We start from the raw sequence: 19780 nt of genomic DNA, 5'->3' as shown, positions 1-19780 counted from the left end.
CCGGTCAAGAAGGCCCGGGAGCCATTCCATATCCCGGACGCACGGGCCGGGCCGCGGAATTCCGCGGCGCCCGCTTCGAGATTACCCGGGAGGCGGGCCGGGGAGTGAGTCGGTATTCATGAGACCGTGATAGGGATCCCCTTGAAGCGGGCGAGCTCGGCGGGCATGGTGCGGCGTGTGCGCATTGAACAGCTCGAATACATCGCCGCGGTCACCCGCCTCGGATCGCTCCGCCGCGCCGCCGAGGAACTGCATCTGTCCCAGCCGGCGCTCAGCGAGACGGTGCGCAACCTCGAACGCGAACTCGGCGTGGATCTGCTGGAGCGCAAACGCTCCGGCGCGACGATCAGCGCGGAGGGACGGGAACTGCTGCCCCATATCGCCAGCGTCATCGAGGCGGTCGACCGGCTGCGCGGCGCCGCCGGCGACCAGCACCGCGTCAGCCGGATGATCCGGCTGGGCACGGTCAACACCGCGACCGTCCCGCTGCTGATCCCGGCCGTCCGGGAGTTCCGCGCCACCCACCCGGTGACCCAGGTCGAGGTGGTGGGCGCGCAGCAGGCCGAGATCCACCGGGCGCTGCTGGAGGGGAGTTTCGACCTGGGCCTGGTCAACTGCCTCCAGGGCGACGACGTCCCGCCCTCCCTGGAGGCCACCGAGCTGCTGCGCGGCCGCCCGGTGGTCTGTCTGCGACCGGACAGCCCGCTGGCCGCCCGGCCGACGGTGAGCGCGGCGGATCTGCTGGACGGGCGGGAGCCGCTGATCGTGATGCGCTCCGGCTATCTGATGCACCGCTTCATCCACCGGCTGCTGGCCGGGCGCACCCCGTCCTTCTCGTACTCCACCGACGGGGCCGAGATGGGCAAGCTGATGGTGGCCGAGGGGCTCGGCGTCACCGTGCTCCCCGACTTCAGCGTCATCGGCGACCCCCTGGAGCGCGGGGGCGCGATCACCCACCGGCCGCTCGCGGACGGCGAGGCCACCGAGGTGCTGCTGATGATCCAGCGCCGCCGCTCGGGATCGGTGCCGCGCGCCGTACGCGATCTGCACGAACTCTTCGTACGGCGCGCGGACACTCCTGGAACTCCCCGGGCTACAGCTCCCTGAGCGCGGGCAGCAGCCGCTTCTCGGCCCAGTCCAGGAACGGCCGCTGATGGTCGCCGCCGACCTGGACGAGCGCGACATCCGTGAAGCCCGCGTCCACGAAGGGCCGGATCAGCTCCGTGAACTCCTCGACGTCATCGCCGCACGGAATGGACGCGGCCACGTCCTCGGGCCGGACGAACTGGGTGGCGCCCGCGAAGGAGGCGGGCCCCGGCAGCTCCGAGTTGACCTTCCAGCCGCCCCCGAACCAGCGGAACTGGTCATGGGCGCGGGCGATCGCCGCGTCCCGGTCGGGGTCGTAACAGACCGGGATCTGGCCGATCCGTGGCTTTCCGCCGCCGCCGTTCGCCTCGAAGTCCTCCAGCAGCTCGGACTTGGGCTCCACGGCGATCAGGATGTCGGCCAGCCGCCCGGCCAGGCGACAGGACCGCGGCCCGGAGACGGCGACGCCGATGGGCGGCGGCTGGTCCGGCAGATCCCACAGCTTCGCCGAGTCGACGTCGTAGTGGGTGCCGTGGTGGGTGACGTGGCCACCGCCGAACAGCGCCCGGATGATCTCGATCGCCTCTTCCAGCATCTCCTGCCGCACATCCGCGGACGGCCAGCCCTGCCCGACCACATGCTCGTTCAGGTTCTCGCCGGACCCGAGCCCCAGCCGGAACCGCCCCTCGGACAGCAGCTGGAGCGTCGCCGCCTTCTGCGCCACCACCGCCGGGTGGTAGCGCACGGTGGGGCAGGTGACATAGGTGGTCAGCGGGATCGAGGAGGTGGCCTGCGCGGCGGCGCCCAGCACGCTCCAGGCGTACGGGGCGTGCCCCTGGGAGTCCAGCCACGGGAAGTAGTGGTCGGAGGTCACCGAGAAGTCGAACCCGACCTGCTCGGCCCGGACCACGTCGTCGACGAGCTGACGTGGACCGGCCTGCTCGGTCATCATCGTGTATCCCCATCGAACCATGGCTCCCGAGTACCTTTCCCCGCGCCGTCCAAACGGGACAAAACGGCTGGTCACCGTGGGTTGTGGCGGTTCACGTGCGGTAGGCCCGGAAGGTGCCCGGAGATGACCGGGGCCAGGCGGTCGGCGATGGTGCGGTGGCCCTTGTCATTGGGGTGGACGGAGTCCGAGAGGTCGTCGGCGGCGAGCCAGTCGGTGGTGTCGACGTAGGAGGCCCTGGCGTCGCCGGAAGCGGTCACGGCGGCCTTGGTCTCGGTGCCGAACCGGCCGCTGAAGGTGCGCAGGGCGAAGATCCAGGCGTTCGGATAGGCGGTGCGGACCTTGCGGAGGAGGCTGGTGTACGACGCCTGGAACCGCGCCGGGGTCACACCGCGGCCCACATCGTTGGTGCCGAGGTTGATGACCACCGCGCTCGCCTGGTAGCGGGAGAAGTCCCAGTCGGGCGTGGCGGCGTTCGGGTTCAGCTTGGTGAACTGCTGCTCCAGGCTCATCCGGTCGTCCGCCGTGTCGACCAGAGCCGCGCCGCCCTGGGCGATCTGGGTGTGGTCGGCGCCGAGCCGCTCGCCGATGAGCCATCCGTAGGCGGTGCGGGCGTTCTGCGAAGTGGTGGTGCCGACGGTGATCGAGTCGCCCACGAATTCGATGAGGTTCTTGGGGGTGGGCGGGGTGAAGGTGGTGGCGCCGCTGTCCAGGGTCAGGCCCTGGAAGACCGCGTCACCGTGGTAGGAGCCCGCGACCACCTGGTAGTTGACCTGGAGGGTGTGGTTTCCGGCGGGGAGCGGGGTCGGGGTCAGGTTCACCGTGCCCTTGGCCTCGTCGTAGAAGGTGGCGGGGCCGCCGTCGATGCTGGCCCACAGGTCGATCGCGTTGCGCTGCTGGAGCTTGACGGTGCGGCCGGTGAAGCCGGTGCGGAAGTACGCGCCCGCCCAGTAGGGGGTGTAGGCGGTGGCCGAGCTCTTGGTGTCCCAGCGGCCGGTGAACCGGATGTTGGGGTCGCCGGGCCGGCCGGGGGCGGCGGCCTTGAGGGGCGCGGCCGCCTTGAGGGGCGCGGAGCCGGGTGCGGTGCCGAGCTTCGCGGCGATGATCGGCGCCAGGCGGTCGGCGAACTTGGTGTGCCCCGTCTCGTTCGGGTGGCCGTTGCCGTCCTCGTAGTCCGTGCCGTCCGTGAGCCAGCCGGTCGTGTCGACATAGCTCACCTTGGCGTCACCGGCCGCGTTGCGCGCGCTCACGGCCGCCTTGGTCTCCGCCACATAGCGCTTCTTGAGGGTCTGCACGGCGAAGAGCGCCGCGTTCGGGTACTTCGCGCGGATGTCGCGGAGGAGGCCGGTGTACGCGGACTGGAACTCAGGCCCCGTGACGCCGTGCCCGATGTCATTGGTGCCCAGGTTGATGACCACCGCACTGGCCTGGTAGCGGGAGAAGTCCCAGTTCTGGTCGCCGGTCGAGGCCGTCTTGAAGAACTGCGTGGCCAGCCCCGCACAGCCGCCCTTGCCGACCAGGCAGTAGCCCGAGCGGGCGATCTGGGTGTGCCGCATGCCCAGCCGCTCGCCGGTCTTCCAGCCGTACGAGTCCAGCGCGAGCCGGTCGGTGAGGGCGCCCGCGGTGATGGAGTCGCCGACGAACTCGATGAGCCCGGACGGGACGCGCGGGGCGACCGTGCCCGCGCCCGCGTCCAGGACCAGGCCCTGGAAGACGGTGTCGCCGGAGCGGTAGGAGACGCGGAGGGTGTGGGTGCCCTGGGGGAGCGGCTGGGAGGTGAGGGTGACGGTGCCCTTGACGCCCGCGTAGAACACATCGGGGCCGCCGTCGACGCTGGCGTAGAAGTTCACCGCCTCCCGGGCCTTGACCTTCACCGTGGTGCCGGTGAACGCGGTCTGGAGGTAGCCGCCGGTCCAGTTGGGGACGGCGGCGGTGGCGGAGCCGAGGTCCCAGCGGCCGGTGTAGACGATGTTGGGGTCGGTCACCGAGCCGTTCCCCAGGACCGCCGCCCGTGCGGTGGAGGTGACGCCGAGGCTCAGCCCCAGCGCGCAGAGCGACGCGGTCATGACAAGAATGAAGAGTCTGCGTAAGTCGTGCGGGATCGATCGCATGGGGATCCTCTCGAGGGAGGGAGTGAATGCCTGGGGTCTGGGAGCGCTCCCAGGACATCGTGGCTCCACGATGGAAGCCTTGAATCGGTTCAACGTCAAGGCGTACGGCGACAGTTACGATGTGGGCCATGGCGGAAACCGGTGGGGTGCGCGAAGTGAAGTCCGCGGGCCGCACCGTGGAACTGCTGGAGCTGCTCGCCGCGCGAGGCGACCGGCCGGCCCGGCTGCGCGAACTCGCCGAGGAGCTCGGCGTCCCGCGCAGCAGTATGTACGCCCTCCTCAAGACCCTGATCGACCGCGGCTGGGTGCGCACCGACGTCACCGGCTCGCTGTACGGCATCGGCATCCGCGCACTGCTCACCGGCACCAGCTATCTGGACAGCGATCCACGGGTGCGGGCGGCGCGGCCGTATCTGGACGAGGCGTCGGACGCGCTGGGCGAGACCATCCACTTCGCCCGGCTGGACGGCGGCGATGTCGTCTACCTCGCCACGCGGGAGTCCCATGAGTACCTTCGCCCCTTCAGCCGCGTCGGGCGTCGCCTCCCGGCCCATGTGGGGGCCCTGGGGAAGGCGCTGCTCGCCGAGCGGATCGACGGTGAACTCCCACTGAGAGATGGTGAGTTGGAGCCGATGACGCCCAACACCCACCGCACCCGCGCCTCGCTCCTGGCCGATCTGAAGCGAGTGCGGGAGCGGGGTCACGCGATCGACCGGGAGGAGGGGGTCCTGGGCATCGTGGGCTTCGGTTTCGCCCTGCGGTACGACGTCCCGGCGGTGGACGCGATCAGTTGCTCGGTGCCGACGGCCCGGCTGACCGAGGGGCGGGAGGAGCGGATCGTCGCGGTGATGCGGGAGATCCGGGCGAAGATCGAGGCGGTCGTGCCGAGGGGCACCGGTACGGGCCCGCAGTGGCGCCCGTAGCCGAGGAATTCTCCAGTTCGAGTCCCACCCCTCAGGGGTGGCGGCGCTTGATCATGTCCGCGCACTTCTCGCCGATCATCATCGTCGTGATGCACGGATCGACGGCGATGAGATACGGCATCGCCGAGCCGTCCGCCACCCGCAGCCCCGTCACCCCCTTGACCCTCAGCGCCGGATCCAGCGGGGCGTCCGGGTCGTCGGGCGCGCCCATCCGCACCGTGCACGCCGGGTGGTAGACGGTGTTGTGGGTCGCGCGGATGTAGCCGGCCAGCTCGTCGCCGCTGTTCACATCGGGCCCGGGGGCGAGTTCGGCGCCCGCCCACATGGCCAGCGCGGGACGGGCGGCGATCTTGCGCGCCAGCAGCAGACCGCGGGTCATGATGTCCATGTCGTAGGAGTCGGTGAAGTAACGGGGATCGACGCGCGGCTTGTCACGGAAGTCGCGGCTGGCCAGCCGTACGGTGCCCCGGGAGCGGGCGCGGGTGACGTTCGGGGTGAGGCAGAAGGCGTTCTCCGAGGTGGGGTAGCCCTGGCGGTAGGTGTTCATGTCGAAGGGCGTCGCACCGTAGTGGAACATCAGGTCCGGGCGGTCCAGCTCGGGCTCGGTGGCGGTGAAGATGCCGATCTCCCACCACTGGGTGGAGCTCTTGATCATGGGTTGCTCGGCGTTCCACATGATGACGCCCTCGGGGTGGTCCTGGAGGTTGCCACCGACCCCGGGGGAGTCCACGACCACCTCCACCCCCGTCTCCCGCAGATGTGCGGCGGGGCCGATCCCGGAGAGCATCAGCAGCTTCGGGGTGTCGATGGCGCCGCAGGAGACGATGACCTCGCGCCGGGCGTGCACCCTCAGGGTGTGGATCAGATCGGGGGAGAGGTAGTCCACCCCGGTACAGCGCCGGTCCTCGTCCAGGACCAGCCGTCTGGCCCGCAGGCCGGTGCGCACCTCCAGATGGGGCCGGGAGTCCATGACGGGGTGGAGATAGGCCACCGAGGCGGAGCAGCGGGTGCCGTCCTCGCGGGCGTTGATCTGGAACCAGTGGGCTCCGTGCACCACCGTCATCCCGGTGTTGAACGGGGTGACGGGGATGCCCACCTCCTCGCAGGCCGCCAGCACCGCCCTGCCGCACGGGTCCTCGGGCGGCACGGTGCGGATCCGGACCGGGCCGCCGCGGCCGTGGTGGTCGCCGGGCGCGTCGTTGTCCTCCAGGCGCTGGAAGAGCGGGAAGCAGTCGGCGGCCGACCAGCCGTCCAGGCCCATGGCCGCCCATTCGTCGAGGTCCTCGGCGGGGGCCCAGAAGGCGATGCAGGAGTTGTGCGAGGAGCAGCCGCCGAGCACCTTGGCGCGGGCGTGGCGCAGGAAGCTGTTGCCCTTCTCCTGCGGCTGCACCGGATAGTCCCAGTCGTAGCCGGAGCCCAGCAGCCCCATCCAGCGGTTCAGCCGCAGCACGTTGTCGTCCCCGAGGTCCGACGGGCCCGCCTCCAGCAGGCAGACGCTCACCGAGGGGTCCTCGGACAGCCGGGAGGCGACCACCGATCCGGCCGTACCGCCGCCGACCACCACGTAGTCGAACTGGTCCACGGGCCTCTCCTCACGAACAGGACCGCGCCCCAGCGCGGATACCGGTGCCGCGGTCCGGTGGCGCGTTGTAGACCTGAGCCCTGGGCCAGGCGAGGTTGACGGTCATCGCGGGCGGTTCGGCCGGCTCGGTCGCCGTCACTCGAACCACCGCTGTGGACGGGGTGCGGTGTTGCGCCAGATGTGCTTGAGCTCCTGGTACTCGTGCAGCCCCGACGGGCCCAGCTCCCGGCCGATGCCGGACTGCTTCATCCCGCCCCACTCGGCCTGCGGGACATACGGATGGAAGTCGTTGATCCACACGGTCCCGGCCCGCAGCCGGGACGCCACCCGGTGCGCCTTCTCGGCGTCCTGCGTCCACACCCCGCCCGCCAGGCCGTACACCGTGTCGTTGGCGAGCGCCACCGCCTCGTCCTCGTCCCGGAACCGCTCCACGGTGAGCACCGGGCCGAAGGACTCGTCCTGCACCACCGACATGTCCGGGGTGCAGTCGTCCAGCACGGTCGGCAGGTAGTAGAAGCCCTTCGCCAGGTCCGGGTCGTCGGGCGGGGTCCCGCCGCAGCGCAGCACGGCGCCCTCGTCGATCCCCGCCGCCACATAGTCGGTGATCTTCTGGCGGTGCTCGGCGGAGATCAGCGGCCCGGTGCGGGCGTGTCCGTCGAACGGTCCGCCCAGCCGGATGTTCCGGGCCCGATGGACGATCTCGTCGACGAACGCGTCGTGCAACTGCTCCTGGACCAGCAGCCGGGCACCGGCCGAGCACACCTGTCCGGAGTGCAGGAACACCGCCGTGAGCGCGTAGTCCACCGCGGTGTCGAAATCGCAGTCGGTGAAGACGATATTGGGGTTCTTGCCGCCCAGCTCCAGGGCCAGCTTCTTCACCGTGGGCGCGACGGCCGACATGATCCAGCGTCCGGTGACCACTCCGCCGGTGAAGGACACCATGTCCACGCGTTCGTCCGTGACCAGCGGCGCGCCCGTGATGGCCCCCGAGCCGAGGATCAGATTGGCGGCGCCGCCCGGCAGCCCGGCCTCGGTCAGCAGCCGCATCAGATGGATCGCGGTGTGCGGGGTCAGCTCGCTGGGCTTGAGGACGAAGGTGTTCCCGGCCGCCAGCGCGGGCGCCACCTTCCAGGCCGTCTGGAGCAGCGGATAGTTCCACGGCGTGATCAGCACACACACCCCGGCCGGTTCGTGCACCACCCTGCTGTCGATCTCCGGGCTGCCCACCTCCACCACGCGGCCGCCGCTCCCGGAGGAGACGAGAGTGCCGAAGTGACGGAAGCAGTTGGCGATGTCGTCGAGGTCGTACTCGCTCTCGACCAGCCGCTTCCCGGTGTCCAGGGACTCGGCGCGGGCGAGCGTCGGCTTCTCCCGCTCCAGCAGATCGGCCACCCGCAGCAGCAGCCCGCCCCGGTCGCCGGCCGGGGTGCCGGGCCACGATCCGCGGTCGAAGGCGTCCCGGGCCGCCGCCACCGCGGCGGCGGCGTCCTTCGGTCCCGCCTCGTCGACCACGGCGACCAGTGAGCCGTCCGCCGGGCAGCGGATCTCGCGGCTGTGTCCGTCGAGGGCGGTCGTCCAGTGGCCGCCGATGAACAGCTCCGGCATGGCTTCCTCCGGGCTCGGACGACAGGGTCGGTCCCGAGTGGATCCATCGACGCACCCGTCCGGCCCACACACCGAGCCTAAGTGGCGCCGGTCCCCCTCGCACGGCGTACGGAGGCCGCGGGAGCGGTGGGGTGCGAGTGGGTGCGGTGGGGTCGCGCGCGGGCGTGGCGGGGAGGTGAGGGGCGTGGCGGGACGCGAGCGGACGCGGACGGGCGCGAGGCGTTGGGGCGACGGGTGTCCCGGGAACCATTTCCCGGCGGGACGTGTGATCGCACGTGTGAGCGGCACAATCCCTGGCATGGTCAACGCGTCCGAAGCCCATCGTGGCCCAGAAGCCCACCGCGGCCCCGAGCCTCCCCGCGCTCCCCAAGCCCACGGCGCTCCCCAAGCCCACGGCGGCTCCGAAGCCGACGGCGGCTCCGAAGCCCACGGCGTCCCCGATCCCCGGCGCGCCCTCGCCGACGAGCTGCTCGCCGCCCTCGATCCCCTGCCCTTTCCGCGCCGGATGCGGGAGCTGGCCGGGCGGGCGCGGGCGGCCAGCGCCGAGGGGCGGCTGGGCGCGCTGATCGAGGAGTTGGAGCGGCGCGGGACCTACGAGCGGCGGCTGGCGGCCGTGGCCGCGGCCGCCGGCGGGCGCACTGGCCATCTCGCGGCGCGGCTCGCCGACCCGGACCCCGTGGTGCGGCACCGCGCCCTCGACACCGCCCGCCGCGGCGGCCCCGGCGCGGTCCCGGACGCCGCGCTGGAGGCGGCCTTGGAGGACGCGCCCGCCACCGTACGGCGCGAACTGACGCGCACCGTCGTGGCCGGGCGGCGCACCGCGCTCGCGGACCGGCTGATCGAGCCGTTCCGGGAGCGCTGGGGCGACGGTGAGGCCGCCCGGCTGCTCCCCGGATGCGGCGCCGAGACCGTGGCGCGGCTGCTGCCCGGGCTGTTCCACGCCGTCCGCGGCTGGCGGCCCCTCGTCTCCCGGCACCCGGTGGCCGTCCTGGACGAGGCGGCGCGCCAGCTCGCCGCGCTGTCCGCACCGCTGCGCGCCGACTGGTGGACCCGCTACGCACCCTGTGTCGCGTTCGCCGCGCCCGTCGAGCCCGAGCGGGTGCTGGAGCTGCTGGAGGACTACGGCCACGGCCCGCTGCCGACCCCCGTACGGGCCCGGCTGTCCGCGCTGGTGGCCGCCGAGCCGAGCCGTACGCTGCGGCTGCTGCTCGCCCCCGAGCACAGCGGCACCCGGCGCGGGCTGGACCGGGCCGTGCTGCGCCGGTTCGTCCGCGCCGACCCGCCCGAACTCGCCGAACTGGGCCGGGCCCTGCGGTACGACGCCGACGCCCTCGCGCGGCTGCTGGCCGCGCTGCCGCCCGCCCGCCGCTCCGCGTTCTACGACCAGGCCACCGATGGCCGCGACGCCGCCCACGCCGTGATCGAGCCCGCCGTGCTCGAGGTCCTGCCGCGCCCCCGACGTCAGGCCGAGGCCCGCCGGATGGCCGCCCAGGCGCGCGAGCGCGGCGCGCCCTGGACCACCGTGCTGGAGTCGGTGGCCCATCTGCCGGTCGAGGAGGCGCGCCAGGAGCTGGAGGCCGCCGTGCGCCGCCCCTCGGCCGAGGACCGCGCCCTGGCCCATCCGCCGCTGATCCGGTGCGTCGCCCGCTCCGGCGACCCGGACGCCCTCACCGAGCTGCTGCGCCTGCTGGAGCGGCTGCGCAACGAGCAGGACCCGGTGCGCTCCGCGGCGCTCGGCGCGCTCGCCCGCACCCACCCCGCGCTGTTCACCGACGACGCCGCCGAGCACCTGGACCGGATCGCCGCCGACGCGATCTCCGCCCGCGACTCGTCCTCCGCCACCCGCCAGGCGCTGCGCCACCTGGCCGTGGCGCTGCTGCGCGAACACGCCGTCACCGGGCGGCGGCAGGTGCTGGGCTGGGCGCTGCGCACCCTCACCCGGCTCGCGGGCAGCGTCGGCGCCGCCGACCTGGGCCGCCTCGACCACCAGCTGCGGCGCGGCCAGGAGCAGGCGGTGTTCGAGGCGCTGCGGCCCTGGCTGGAGGCGGGCGCCGAACGGGTCGACCACGAGCTGACCTTCGCCCTCGCCCGCTCCCTCGGGCGGCGCGCCCACACCCTGCCCGAACTCCAGGAACTTCTGTGGCAGGCCATCTCGTTCGGCAGTGACGCGACGGCCCGCACCGCCATCGGGCTGTGGCTGGAACCACCGGCCGAGCGGGACGCCCGCGTGGCCGAGCTGCTCGCGCACGAGCCCTCGGCGGCCGTGCTGCCGCCCGTCCTGGCCGTGCTGACCCGCCGTCGCACCGATCTGCTCGACCTCGTCCTCGGCGACACCCCGCCGTACGGGCGCTTTCTGACCCCCGGCACCCACTGGACACCGCCCACCGGGCGGGACACCGGCCGCTGGCTGCCCCGTCAGCAGGCCGCCGCCGCCCGCGTCCTGGACCGGGCCGCCGCCGACACCTCCCTGCGGCCGCGGCAGCGGGCGGCCGCCGTCGCCGACGCCGCGCCGATCCCCGGCCGCGGCGCGGCCACCGTCCGGACCTGGACGGACACCGACGATGTGGTCCTGGCGGAGACCGCGCTCGCCGCCCTCGCCCGCACCGACCGCCCCGGCGATGCCCTGCCCGCCCTGCTGGCCCACGCGGGCGACGACCGGGCCCGGGTGGCGATGTACGCGGCCACCCGAGCGTCCCGGCACGTCGAGCCGTCACGGCTGGGACGGCTGGTGCGCGGGGTGCTCGCCCCGGACGGGGTCGCCACCGCCGTACCGCCCGTCCCCGCGAAGGTCACCAGCCGTAAGGAGGCCGTCCGGCTCGCCGCCACCCTGCTCCCGGTGGCCGACGCCGCCGCGCTGCTCGCCGACGCCTTCGAACAGCCCGGCCAGCACCCCGATGTGCAGGCCGCCTGCGTCGCCTTCGCCACCGGGCTGCTCGACACCCCACGCGCCTGGGAGCTGCTGACCGCCGCCGCGAGCGGCCGGCGCGAGCTGCGCCACGCCGTGCTGCGCACCCGCCCGCTGGACCTCCCCGAGGCCCACCGCGGCCGCTACGCCCAGCTCATACGCGCCGTCTGCGAGACCGACGACCCCGAGGTGGCGGCGGCCGGTTACGGGGCCCTGGCGCGCTGGTCGCCGTGGGCGCCGGACGCGGCGGCCGTGCTGGTGGCGGCCGTCACCGACCTGGGCAACCGGGCGAGCTGGCGGCCCGCCGCCGACGCCCTGCTGGACCTGATGGCCGCGGCGCCTGACGGGTCGCCCGGTGACAACCCGCTGGCCTGGGCGCTCGCCGCGCTCGCCACCGCCGACGCCCGGCCCGGCGGCCCCGACGCCGAACCGGACCGGGACCGCCCCGCCCACCGCCGCATCCAGCACCTCGCCGACCGGCTCGCCACCCGGGCCCGGATGCGGCCCCGGGTGACCCGGCGCACCGCTCGGGCCGCCGGTGAACTCCTGGCCGGTTACGAGACGTTCGTCCAGGAGGCATCCCATGTGCTGGTGAACGCCCTCGACCTGGACGCCCGCCCCGGCCCGCTGACCGCCGCCCTCGCCCGCCTCGCCCGGCTGCACGCCACCCGCCCCGCGCTCGCCGTCCGTACCGCCGACGCCCTGCGCCGACGGCTGAACACCGCCACGCGGCCGGGCTCCGACGCGGCCCTCCTGCGCGCCGCGCGGGAGCTCGACGAGGACGGCGGCCATGCCTCCGGGCTGTTCGCCGCGGCCCTTACCGAGGTGGCCGGGGCCCGTACGGAGTGGGCGGAGCTCTGGCGGGAGCGACTGCGCACGCTGCGCGGCCATCCGCACGCCGATGTGCGGGACGCGGCGCTGCGGCTGACGACGGTGGTGGAGTGAGACGGCGGTGTGGCCGGGGACGGTGCGGTGCGGCCGGGGCCCCGGGGGTCAGTGCGGTGTGGCCGGGGCAACGGGGGGCAGTGCGGTTGGCCGGGGCCCCGGGGGTCAGTCGCTCTTGTGCCAGGTGCCGTCGGTGTAGTCGTAGGCGTAGGCGGGGCGGCCCTTGACGCTGCTGGTGCGGAACGGCGAGCCGTGGTCGTCGATCCGCACCGTCCCCGAGCGGCCGCCGCTCGACCAGTCCAGCTCCAGGTACCAGCCGCAGTCGCAGCCCGCCGTCCGGGCGTTGACCAGCAGCACCTCCGGGTCCGAGGCCGAGACGCGGTAGGGGAAGTGGACGGCGGGGATCGGCTTGCCCGCGTCATTGCCGTCGGTGGGCCGGGCCAGCGGACGGGCGGCGTCCAGATTCACCGAGAAGGCGCGCGGGGTGAGGGAGCCCCCGCAGCCGTTGTCCATGGCGAACGAGGACCACGCGAGCGGGGTGCGGCGGCCCACGACCCGTACGTGCAGGGCCTGCAGGACGACGGCCGACGAGGCCCGGCCCTGCACCGTGACCTCCACATTGGTGGTCCCGCCATGCACCGCGCCATGGGCGGCGGCCCACGTCGGGGCGTCCTGCTCGGTGGGCGGCGGGGCGACCTGGGACGGGAGCCGGTCGATGAGATAGCGGTGGCCGCAGCCGTTCTCCCAGACGTGGGAACGGGTGGAGAGGGTGAGCGGGACCTGGGTGGACCCGCCGTGGTCCGTCCCCTTGGTCGCACCGGGCGTCGGGGAGCCGGAGGCGTCCCCCTTGGCTCTCCGCTCCTTGCCGCGTTCGCCCTTTCCGGCGTCGCCGCGCGGCGCGCCGGACGCCTTGTCGCCGTCCGTCTTCCGACGGTCCAGATGGCCCCGGGCGGTCGGCCCGGCGGGCGGGGTGGAGGACGGTGCGGCGGAGGGAGGCGCGGCCGCGGTGTCCTTACGGCCGTCATCGCCAGGCGGCCGCACCTCGACCGCCGTAACGGCGAGCACGGCAACGGCGGCGGCCCCGGCGAGCAGCGCCCACGGCCGCCGTACGCGTGAGGCGGTGGCGGTGTCCGTGGCGTCGGCCGCCACGGCGAGCAATGGGGTTCGCTTGGCGGGCGGGGATCCGACCTCGCCCGTGGGCGTGGCGGGCGGTTGGGCGCGCATGCCGTCGGTCATGGTGTCGTCGGCCCGGTCGGTGGCGCCGCCGCGCTGGTGTGGGTTGCCGTCCTGGTGTGCGGCCGCGCCGCGGTGCGCGGTGCCACGGGCCTGTGCCGACGGGTCCGGGCCGGCGTCGCCTCCGGGGCGGCCGGGTGAGGGGTCGGCCGCTGCGGAGGTGTGGTGTACGGCCGGGTGGGGGTCGGGCATCGGAGTGGCCCTTGACGCGTCGGCCGGGGTCTTGCCGTCGCCCGAGGCCGGGCGCGCGGCGTCGTCGCCCCGGCGCGGTGCCGACGACACGCCCCCGCGGTCGGCCTCGCGCGCGCGGCGCTTGGCGGCGTCCGCGAGGATCCAGCGGCGGTGGAGGGCGACCAACTCCTCCGGGGTGGCGCCGCACAGCCGGGCGAAGCGCTCGACGGGGGCGTAGTCCGCCGGGACCGCGTCGCCGTTGCAGTAGCGGTGCAACGTGGACGTGCTGACGTGCAGTCGTGTGGCCAGCGAGCCGTAACTGCGGCCCGAGCGCTCCTTCAGCGCCCGCAGTCTCTCGGCGAAGTCCTCAACCTCTTCGGCGTTCCCCACGCCCACCACCCCCCAATATCGTCCCCGGCGCCGCGAATCGTTCCGTGGGCGTCCCACGAGCGCGTTCCAGGGTGTTGTCATACCCCCAAGTCAGCGTACGTGCAGGCGTTCCAGCGTCCCGAATGCCCCGCCGGTCGTAGCCGCCACGGCCAGGTGGCGCACACGCTTGTCCTGCCGCCGCGACCTCCCGGTGCGACGGCGACATGCTGAAACCCTGAGATCGGGAAGAGACGAGGAAGCACCTCATGCGCAAGCCCACGCACTCATTCGGCGGCGCCGCGCTCGGCGTCGTGGCAGCGGCCGCGATCGTGGCCGTGGCCGTGGCCGGGACCGGGCCGGCCCAGGCCCATGCACCGTCGGCCCAGGCCCGGACGGGGGCGGGGGCGCAGGCGGCCGTGCCCCAGCGCACCCCCGCCCACCTCCTGCCGAGGGAGCTCCCGCCGCACCCGAACTCCGACTGGTACGCCAGTGATGTCACCAAGGGCCTGCCCGAGACCCCTCCGTTCTGCGTGGAGAAGACCTTCCCGTCGGCCGGGGCGACCCACCGCACCTTCTGGACCGAGTACGACACCGGCGCCACCCAGATCGTGGTCAGGACCGGCACGGTGGAGGCGGCCCGCAAGCTCGCCGCCGCGGCCGAGGAGAAGATCCGGAACTGCGCCGCCGACTGGGAGAGCCAGTTCCCGGAGGGCACCGCCTCATGGCGGGACTACGGCGCCCTGACGGCCGAGGACGGCGCCCATGTCTACGGCGTCCACACCTCGTACCCGGACTCGGAGCCCGGCATCCACCTCTTCGGCGTGGGCCGCGACGGCCGGACCGTCACCGTCGTGACGTGGGGCGAGATGGGCGGCTACGACCAGGCACCGCTCGCCGACTTCAAGCGCACCACCACGACTGCCGTGGTCAAGCTGTACCACCCGTGAGCAGGGCCTGACGGGGGCCTGACGGGGGGAGATGGCTCGGGGCCGACGGGGGACGGGGGAGACGGCCCGAGCGGGCCGACGGGGGATGCGGCCCGAGGGGGGCGACGGGGGCGGGGACCGGTGGCGGCCACGCGTACACACGGGGGTACGCGTCGCCGCCACCTCCGCGTGTCCCGGGGCCGCCGTCCCGGGGGCTGCCGTGTCCCGGAAGGGGCCCCGTGGCGGAGGGTCGATCATGAGGGCGCGTGGCGGATATGGTCGAAGCACGCCGCCCCACCGGACGCCCGACCGTCGGAGGTTCCCGTGCCGAACGGATCGCTCTCCCTCGCCGCCTCGCTCTACCTGCTCTCCTACGACTCCGAGACCGGCCAACCCGCCGGTGCTCACACCGCCCTCCTCGTCCGCGCCGCAGCCCTCACCGAACTCGTTCAGCGGGGCATGCTCACCGACTCCGACGGCAGCCCCTGCCCCGTGGCCGACGCCGCCACCGGCGACCAAGCACTCGACGGGCTGCTGGAGCTGATCGGTGAATCCCGGCCGCGCAGCTGGCAGATCTGGGTGGGGCATCAGCCGCGGCTGACCGAGCACGCGGTCCGCGACCAGATGGTGGCGGCCGGATATGTGCGGGCGAAGGGGAAGCGGATGCTGGGGCTGTTCCCGGCCAAGGAGTACACGCTGGAACGGCCCGGCCAGGTGGCCGGGATGCGGGACGACGCGGTGCGCGTGCTGCGCGGCGAGCAGCCGGCGGCCGAGGTGTCCGAACGGGACGCGGCGTTGGTCACCCTGGCGGCGGCGGGCGAGCTGAGGTCCGTGGTGACGGCCACGGACGCCAAGGTCCGCAAGCGCCGGATCCTGGAGCTGGGGGAGCGCTGCGGGGGCATGGGCCCGGTGCTGGAGAAGGTGATCGCGCAGGTGCGGACGGCGCTCGCCGCCGCCGTCGTCACGACGATGCTGGCGTCGACCACGGCCGTGACCGCCACCTGACCCCTCACCGGTAGGGCCACCGGTAGGGGCGGGCTAAAAGCGCCCGTACGGGCCCGAGCCTCCGTACCGGCCCGGGCTTCCGTACGGACGTCAGGCGTCTCTCAGCAGCGACGCCAGCCCCTCGTCCAGGTCGAGCTCCCCGGCCTCGCTGCCCTCGGGGACGACCGCGTACGACCGGCCGAGGAATCTGCGGAGGTCGGCGGTGTCGAACTGGACCATGGCCATGCCCTCGGGGGCATGGAACTCCAGGACCGTCCCCTGCGGTCCGCTCGGCCACATCTGCACGTCCCCGCTGCCCGCCGGGCCGCGCAGCCCGGCCGCGAGCAGTTCGCGCCCGAACGTCCACTCCACCGCGGAGCCGTCGAGGGACGCGGAGGGAGGGAAGGAGATGCGGACGGCGAACGGGTCGTCCCGCTCGTAGCGCAGGCACGCCGGGATCGCGCGTGACTCGGGCGTCGACGCGATGAGCTGTGCCTGGACGGCTTGGTCGATGACAGTGGTCACGTCGGCTCCCTTGCGATCGGTGCGGGGCGCGTCGCCCTTACGACCGTTAAGACGTTTGGACGATCAGGCCAGTGCACCCGCTTTCGACGTGACGTGCGTCACGACTGATTTTTCGAGGGGACATAGGGCATTTAGGCTTGCCAAACCATGCAAGGTCTCGGGCGCCGTGCGGAGCTGTTACAGAAACGTCGGCAATGACGAGGCACCCACCCCAGGGGTTGTTCCACCATGACCGAAGGTCACGCGGCGCTCGACACGGCCGCCTACAGCCGAATCTACGAAGCCGAATATGCGCGTCTGTGCGGATATGCCCGAACTCTCACCGGCAACCCCTGGGTTGCGGGGGACCTGGTGGCCGAGGCGCACTACAGCGTGTGGCGGCGGATCCGCGCCGGGCATCCCCTCGGTGCCGACGCCGTCCCGGCCGAGCTGACGAGCGCCGTAAGGGCGCTGTCGGCCGGGGTGGGGAACGGGGGTCCGTCGCAGCAGGCGTCGTACCTCGAACCGCTCGTACAGGTCCTCGACGAGCTGCCGCAGCGCTGGGTCAAGGTGCTGTGGCTCGCCGAGGTGGACGGGCTCCCGCCGGAGGAGGTGGCACGGCGGGCCGGGGTGAGCCCGGACGGCGCGGCGGCCCTGGTGGAGCGCGTCCGGGAGAGCGTGCGCCAGGAGTTCCTGCGCGCCCAGCCCGGCTATCCGGCGAGCGCCGCGTGCGGTGGGCACTGGGAGGGGCTGCCCGACCATGTGCGGGGCGCGGACTCCCCGCACCAGGCCGAGCAGATCGCCGTCCACATCGAAGGCTGCCGGGACTGCCGGGGCCGGATGGAGCTGCTGGTCGCGGCCGACGACCGGCTGCCCGCGCTGACCGGCCCGGCGCTGCTCGCGCTGTACGACCGGGACATGGCGCGCTTCCTGGCGCCACTGGCGGCCGCCGGTGCGGTGGGTGCCGCGGAGGCCGCCGGAGTGGCTGCCCTGGCGGCCGGCGGCGGTGCGCACGCGGCGCCCTCGAACGGGCCGCTGGTCTCCTCCCGCCGCTCCATGCACCACCTCGTCCGGGGGCAGGTGCGCCAGGCGGGGCCGGTGGCGGTCGCGGCGGCCGCGGGTGGTGTGCTGCTGGTCGCGGGGGCGGCGGTCATGACGGGGCTGGCGCTGACGGACGGCGGCTCGGCGGAGGCGCAGCAGCCGGCGGCGGCCTCCACGCCATCCATATCGGACACATCCGACTCCGCTGACTCTTCCAGTTCTTCCGCTTCTTCCGAGTCGTCCGCCACATCCGGGGCCTCGCGGCACTCGGAGGGGTCGCGGGCGGGCGTTCCCGGGGAGGCGTCCCGGAACCGGCCGTCCACCACGAGCGTGCCCACGGGGCATTCCCCGACGGATGTGCCGTCCAGTGCCGTATCGCCCTCGCGGAAGGCGCCGACGTCCGGTTCCCCCGATTCGCCCTCGTCGCGGCCGTCTTCCCCCACTTCGCCCTCTTCGTCCTCCGCGTCGAGCGGCCCGTCGCATCGGCCGACCGGCGAACCGACCGAGAAGCCGACCGCGAAGCCGACGGACGGCGGCACGTCGGACCCGGAGGACACCCCGAGCGGGCAGCCGACGCAGCGGCCCACGGCCAAGCCGACCGACCCCGGCGGCTCCGGCTCCGGCTCCGGCGACTCCCGGGACTGCGTCTCGCTCGTGGTCCGGCTCTGCGTACGCTGACCTCGCCCCGGGTCAGGCTCCTTACGGCCGCTGCTGGCGGTAATCGGCGAGCGCGGGGGCCGTGCGGGTGGCCAGGAACTCGGTGATGGTGTACTCGCCGACGCCCGCGACCACGAACGGGTCGCTCGCCAGCATCTCCTCGATCTTCGCCCGGTCGTCGCCGAGCGCCAGGATGACCCCGCCGTCACGGGGATTCTTGGGGCCGGAGGCGAGGAAGGCGCCGTTCGCGAAGTGGTCGTCCACCCAGACGAGGTGCTCGGGGAGGGCGGCCTCGACGCGGTCGGCCGGGGCGGTGTATGTGATCTCCAGTACGAACATGCCGGGCAGACTAGTAACGTGAACCGCACGATGACCAGCGCCGTCGATCCACGATATGAGCTGCCCCGCGACTGGCCGACGACCGAGGCCGAGGCCATCGCCGTCCAGGAGCGGACACGGGCGTCCGTGGTCGTCGGCGGGGAGGTGCCGGAGCCGGGCACCGGCACCGGCGCGGTCGTCGGGGTGGACGTGGCGTACGACGACGAGCGCGACCTGGTCGCGGCCGCCGCCGTCGCCCTGGACGCCCGTAGCCTCGCCGTCGTCGCCGAGGCGACCGCGGTCGGCCGGGTCACCTTCCCGTACGTCCCCGGGCTGCTGGCGTTCCGTGAGATCCCGGCCGTCCTCGACGCGCTCGGGGACCTCGACCGGCGGCTCGGCCGCCGCCCCGACCTGGTGGTGTGCGACGGCTACGGCCTCGCCCACCCCCGGCGCTTCGGGCTGGCCAGCCATCTCGGCGTGCTCACCGGGCTGCCCACCATCGGCGTCGCCAAGAACCCCTTCGGCTTCCGCCACGCCGACCCGGGGCCGCGCCGCGGCGACTGGTCGCCGCTGCTCGACGGGGACGAGGAGGTCGGCCGGGCGCTGCGCACCCGCGACGCGGTGAAGCCGCTCTTCGTCTCCGTCGGCCATCGGGTGACCATCGCGGACGCCTGCGCGTACACCCTGCATCTGGCCCGCGACTTCCGGCAGCCCGAGACGACACGGCGCGCGGACGCGCTGTGCCGCCGGGCCCTGAAAGCCGCCACGCTCTGAACGCGGTGTGGTGAGCCCGACGTCCGAACGTGGCGGCTGTGCACGCGGTACTCCGAGCGCTGTGCACGCGGTACTCCGAGCGCGGCGCCGGGCGAACCCCTGTACCCCCCGGCGTCGCCTGCCTCCGGAGTGCCGGATGCCTCAGACCCGTCGCGTCTCGGCCAGGAAGCAGCCGAATTCGACGGCCCGCACATGCACCGCCGCCACCCGCGGGTCCCCGTACAGCTCGGCCAGCCCCTCCTCGATCGTCGGCTCGCCGTCGTTCAGCAGCCGCCCGCCGAGGATGTTGCCCTCGGCCGTGTACGCCCGCAGCACCCGCCGTTGGCCCCGGATGCCGTCCGCGATGCCGGGGCCGGTCCAGCCGTCGCACTCCTCGGGGTGGATGAAGACCGGGCCGACCTCGTCGTACGGGCCGGGCGTGGCACCCGTCTCCCGCGCCCAGCGGCGCAGCGGGGCGTAGGAGACCAGCGCGATGGTCTCGTGCGGCCGGCTCCGGCCCAGGCAGCAGCGCATCGGGTTGCCGCCCTCCTCGCCCTCCACCACCAGCCGCGGCGGGTTCCCCGCGTCATCGGTGATCCGCAACTGCTTCAGCACCTCGGGCGCGATGGCCCGCATTTCACAGTTCTCGTCCATGCGCTCAAGACTGGCCGGTGGGTTCGTGGCGCGCTGGCGGGATTCGGACGAGGCGCTGAGGCGGGGAACGCACTTGACAGGGCGATGGCGCTCCGTCAGATTCGGGCCCGAACATAGGACGTCC

Annotated in this window: 16 protein-coding genes; 7 read left to right on the top strand and 9 right to left on the bottom strand. The window is 73.6% G+C overall.

The window, feature by feature from the left end; genetic code table 11:
• Window positions 1-177: 177 nt before the first annotated feature.
• Window positions 178-1107 carry a LysR family transcriptional regulator gene (locus ACZ6TD_RS11810; RefSeq protein WP_471353252.1) on the top strand — a complete coding sequence of 310 codons (930 nt, stop codon included), beginning with the start codon at window positions 178-180 and terminating at the stop codon, window positions 1105-1107.
• Here the strand turns inward: ACZ6TD_RS11810 and ACZ6TD_RS11805 are convergent.
• On the bottom strand, window positions 1094-2059 hold the full coding sequence (locus ACZ6TD_RS11805; RefSeq protein ID WP_471353250.1) for an LLM class F420-dependent oxidoreductase: 966 nt from the start codon (window positions 2057-2059) through the stop codon (window positions 1094-1096). The genes ACZ6TD_RS11810 and ACZ6TD_RS11805 overlap by 14 nt on opposite strands.
• A 50-nt stretch (window positions 2060-2109) precedes the next feature.
• The gene (locus ACZ6TD_RS11800; RefSeq protein WP_471353248.1) at window positions 2110-4101 is read right to left on the bottom strand and encodes a GDSL-type esterase/lipase family protein; all 1992 of its coding nucleotides are present in this window, start codon (window positions 4099-4101) and stop codon (window positions 2110-2112) included.
• 173 nt (window positions 4102-4274) lie between these two features.
• Here ACZ6TD_RS11800 and ACZ6TD_RS11795 point away from each other — a divergent pair, with 173 nt between their 5' ends.
• A complete protein-coding gene (locus ACZ6TD_RS11795) occupies window positions 4275-5069 on the top strand; it encodes an IclR family transcriptional regulator (protein ID WP_471353246.1) in 795 nt (264 codons plus the stop codon).
• Window positions 5070-5100: 31 nt separating this feature from the next.
• Here ACZ6TD_RS11795 and ACZ6TD_RS11790 read toward each other — a convergent pair whose 3' ends face one another.
• From ACZ6TD_RS11790 to ACZ6TD_RS11780, 3 genes are read right to left on the bottom strand one after another with little or no spacing between them, the layout of a single operon-like run.
• Window positions 5101-6651, bottom strand: a complete 1551-nt coding sequence (locus tag ACZ6TD_RS11790; RefSeq protein ID WP_471353244.1) for a GMC family oxidoreductase — start codon at window positions 6649-6651, stop codon at window positions 5101-5103.
• A gap of 10 nt (window positions 6652-6661) precedes the next feature.
• Window positions 6662-6790 carry a hypothetical protein gene (locus ACZ6TD_RS11785; RefSeq protein ID WP_471353242.1) on the bottom strand — a complete coding sequence of 43 codons (129 nt, stop codon included), beginning with the start codon at window positions 6788-6790 and terminating at the stop codon, window positions 6662-6664.
• Complete coding sequence (locus tag ACZ6TD_RS11780; RefSeq protein WP_471353240.1) at window positions 6787-8256, bottom strand: aldehyde dehydrogenase family protein; 1470 nt, start codon at window positions 8254-8256, stop codon at window positions 6787-6789. The genes ACZ6TD_RS11785 and ACZ6TD_RS11780 overlap by 4 nt, the downstream gene beginning before the upstream one ends.
• Window positions 8257-8554: 298 nt before the next feature.
• On the opposite strand from ACZ6TD_RS11780, the gene ACZ6TD_RS11775 reads away from it, so the two are divergent.
• Window positions 8555-12106, top strand: a complete 3552-nt coding sequence (locus ACZ6TD_RS11775; RefSeq protein ID WP_471353238.1) for a hypothetical protein — start codon at window positions 8555-8557, stop codon at window positions 12104-12106.
• A 105-nt stretch (window positions 12107-12211) separates the two neighbouring features.
• Here the strand turns inward: ACZ6TD_RS11775 and ACZ6TD_RS11770 are convergent, their stop codons facing one another.
• Window positions 12212-13840, bottom strand: a complete 1629-nt coding sequence (locus ACZ6TD_RS11770) for a helix-turn-helix domain-containing protein (RefSeq protein WP_471353236.1) — start codon at window positions 13838-13840, stop codon at window positions 12212-12214.
• 245 nt (window positions 13841-14085) lie between these two features.
• Here ACZ6TD_RS11770 and ACZ6TD_RS11765 point away from each other — a divergent pair, with 245 nt between their 5' ends.
• A complete protein-coding gene (locus ACZ6TD_RS11765) occupies window positions 14086-14766 on the top strand; it encodes a hypothetical protein (protein WP_471353234.1) in 681 nt (226 codons plus the stop codon).
• Between the two features lie 303 nt (window positions 14767-15069).
• The gene (locus ACZ6TD_RS11760) at window positions 15070-15750 is read left to right on the top strand and encodes a GOLPH3/VPS74 family protein (protein ID WP_471353232.1); all 681 of its coding nucleotides are present in this window, start codon (window positions 15070-15072) and stop codon (window positions 15748-15750) included.
• A 90-nt stretch (window positions 15751-15840) separates the two neighbouring features.
• Here the strand turns inward: ACZ6TD_RS11760 and ssgD are convergent, their stop codons facing one another.
• Window positions 15841-16254: a spore wall synthesis regulator SsgD gene (ssgD, locus tag ACZ6TD_RS11755; RefSeq protein WP_138916733.1), complete on the bottom strand. Its 414-nt coding sequence runs from the start codon at window positions 16252-16254 to the stop codon at window positions 15841-15843.
• 228 nt (window positions 16255-16482) lie between these two features.
• On the opposite strand from ssgD, the gene ACZ6TD_RS11750 reads away from it, so the two are divergent.
• Window positions 16483-17952 carry a hypothetical protein gene (locus ACZ6TD_RS11750; protein ID WP_471353230.1) on the top strand — a complete coding sequence of 490 codons (1470 nt, stop codon included), beginning with the start codon at window positions 16483-16485 and terminating at the stop codon, window positions 17950-17952.
• A 21-nt stretch (window positions 17953-17973) separates the two neighbouring features.
• Here ACZ6TD_RS11750 and ACZ6TD_RS11745 read toward each other — a convergent pair whose 3' ends face one another.
• Entirely contained in the window at window positions 17974-18270 is a 297-nt protein-coding gene (locus ACZ6TD_RS11745; protein WP_471353228.1) for a YciI family protein, read from the bottom strand.
• A 30-nt stretch (window positions 18271-18300) separates the two neighbouring features.
• On the opposite strand from ACZ6TD_RS11745, the gene ACZ6TD_RS11740 reads away from it, so the two are divergent.
• The gene (locus tag ACZ6TD_RS11740; RefSeq protein WP_471357661.1) at window positions 18301-19023 is read left to right on the top strand and encodes an endonuclease V; all 723 of its coding nucleotides are present in this window, start codon (window positions 18301-18303) and stop codon (window positions 19021-19023) included.
• Between the two features lie 141 nt (window positions 19024-19164).
• Here the strand turns inward: ACZ6TD_RS11740 and ACZ6TD_RS11735 are convergent, their stop codons facing one another.
• Window positions 19165-19656, bottom strand: a complete 492-nt coding sequence (locus ACZ6TD_RS11735) for a DUF1203 domain-containing protein (RefSeq protein WP_471353226.1) — start codon at window positions 19654-19656, stop codon at window positions 19165-19167.
• Window positions 19657-19780: the final 124 nt, after the last annotated feature.

Source organism: Streptomyces yongxingensis (assembly GCF_055597465.1).
Note: the sequence above shows the minus strand (reverse complement) of the source record. Positions and strands in the feature narration are given on the sequence as shown.

Coding starts and splice junctions, on each gene's coding strand:
- ACZ6TD_RS11800 (WP_471353248.1), bottom strand. CDS start 4,101: ATGACCGCGTCGCTCTGCGCGCTGGGGCTGAGCCTCGGCGTCACCTCC.
- ACZ6TD_RS11775 (WP_471353238.1), top strand. CDS start 8,555: ATGGTCAACGCGTCCGAAGCCCATCGTGGCCCAGAAGCCCACCGCGGC.
- ACZ6TD_RS11735 (WP_471353226.1), bottom strand. CDS start 19,656: ATGGACGAGAACTGTGAAATGCGGGCCATCGCGCCCGAGGTGCTGAAG.
- ACZ6TD_RS11740 (WP_471357661.1), top strand. CDS start 18,301: ATGACCAGCGCCGTCGATCCACGATATGAGCTGCCCCGCGACTGGCCG.
- ACZ6TD_RS11780 (WP_471353240.1), bottom strand. CDS start 8,256: ATGCCGGAGCTGTTCATCGGCGGCCACTGGACGACCGCCCTCGACGGA.
- ACZ6TD_RS11765 (WP_471353234.1), top strand. CDS start 14,086: ATGCGCAAGCCCACGCACTCATTCGGCGGCGCCGCGCTCGGCGTCGTG.
- ACZ6TD_RS11745 (WP_471353228.1), bottom strand. CDS start 18,270: ATGTTCGTACTGGAGATCACATACACCGCCCCGGCCGACCGCGTCGAG.
- ACZ6TD_RS11795 (WP_471353246.1), top strand. CDS start 4,275: ATGGCGGAAACCGGTGGGGTGCGCGAAGTGAAGTCCGCGGGCCGCACC.
- ACZ6TD_RS11805 (WP_471353250.1), bottom strand. CDS start 2,059: ATGGTTCGATGGGGATACACGATGATGACCGAGCAGGCCGGTCCACGT.
- ACZ6TD_RS11750 (WP_471353230.1), top strand. CDS start 16,483: ATGACCGAAGGTCACGCGGCGCTCGACACGGCCGCCTACAGCCGAATC.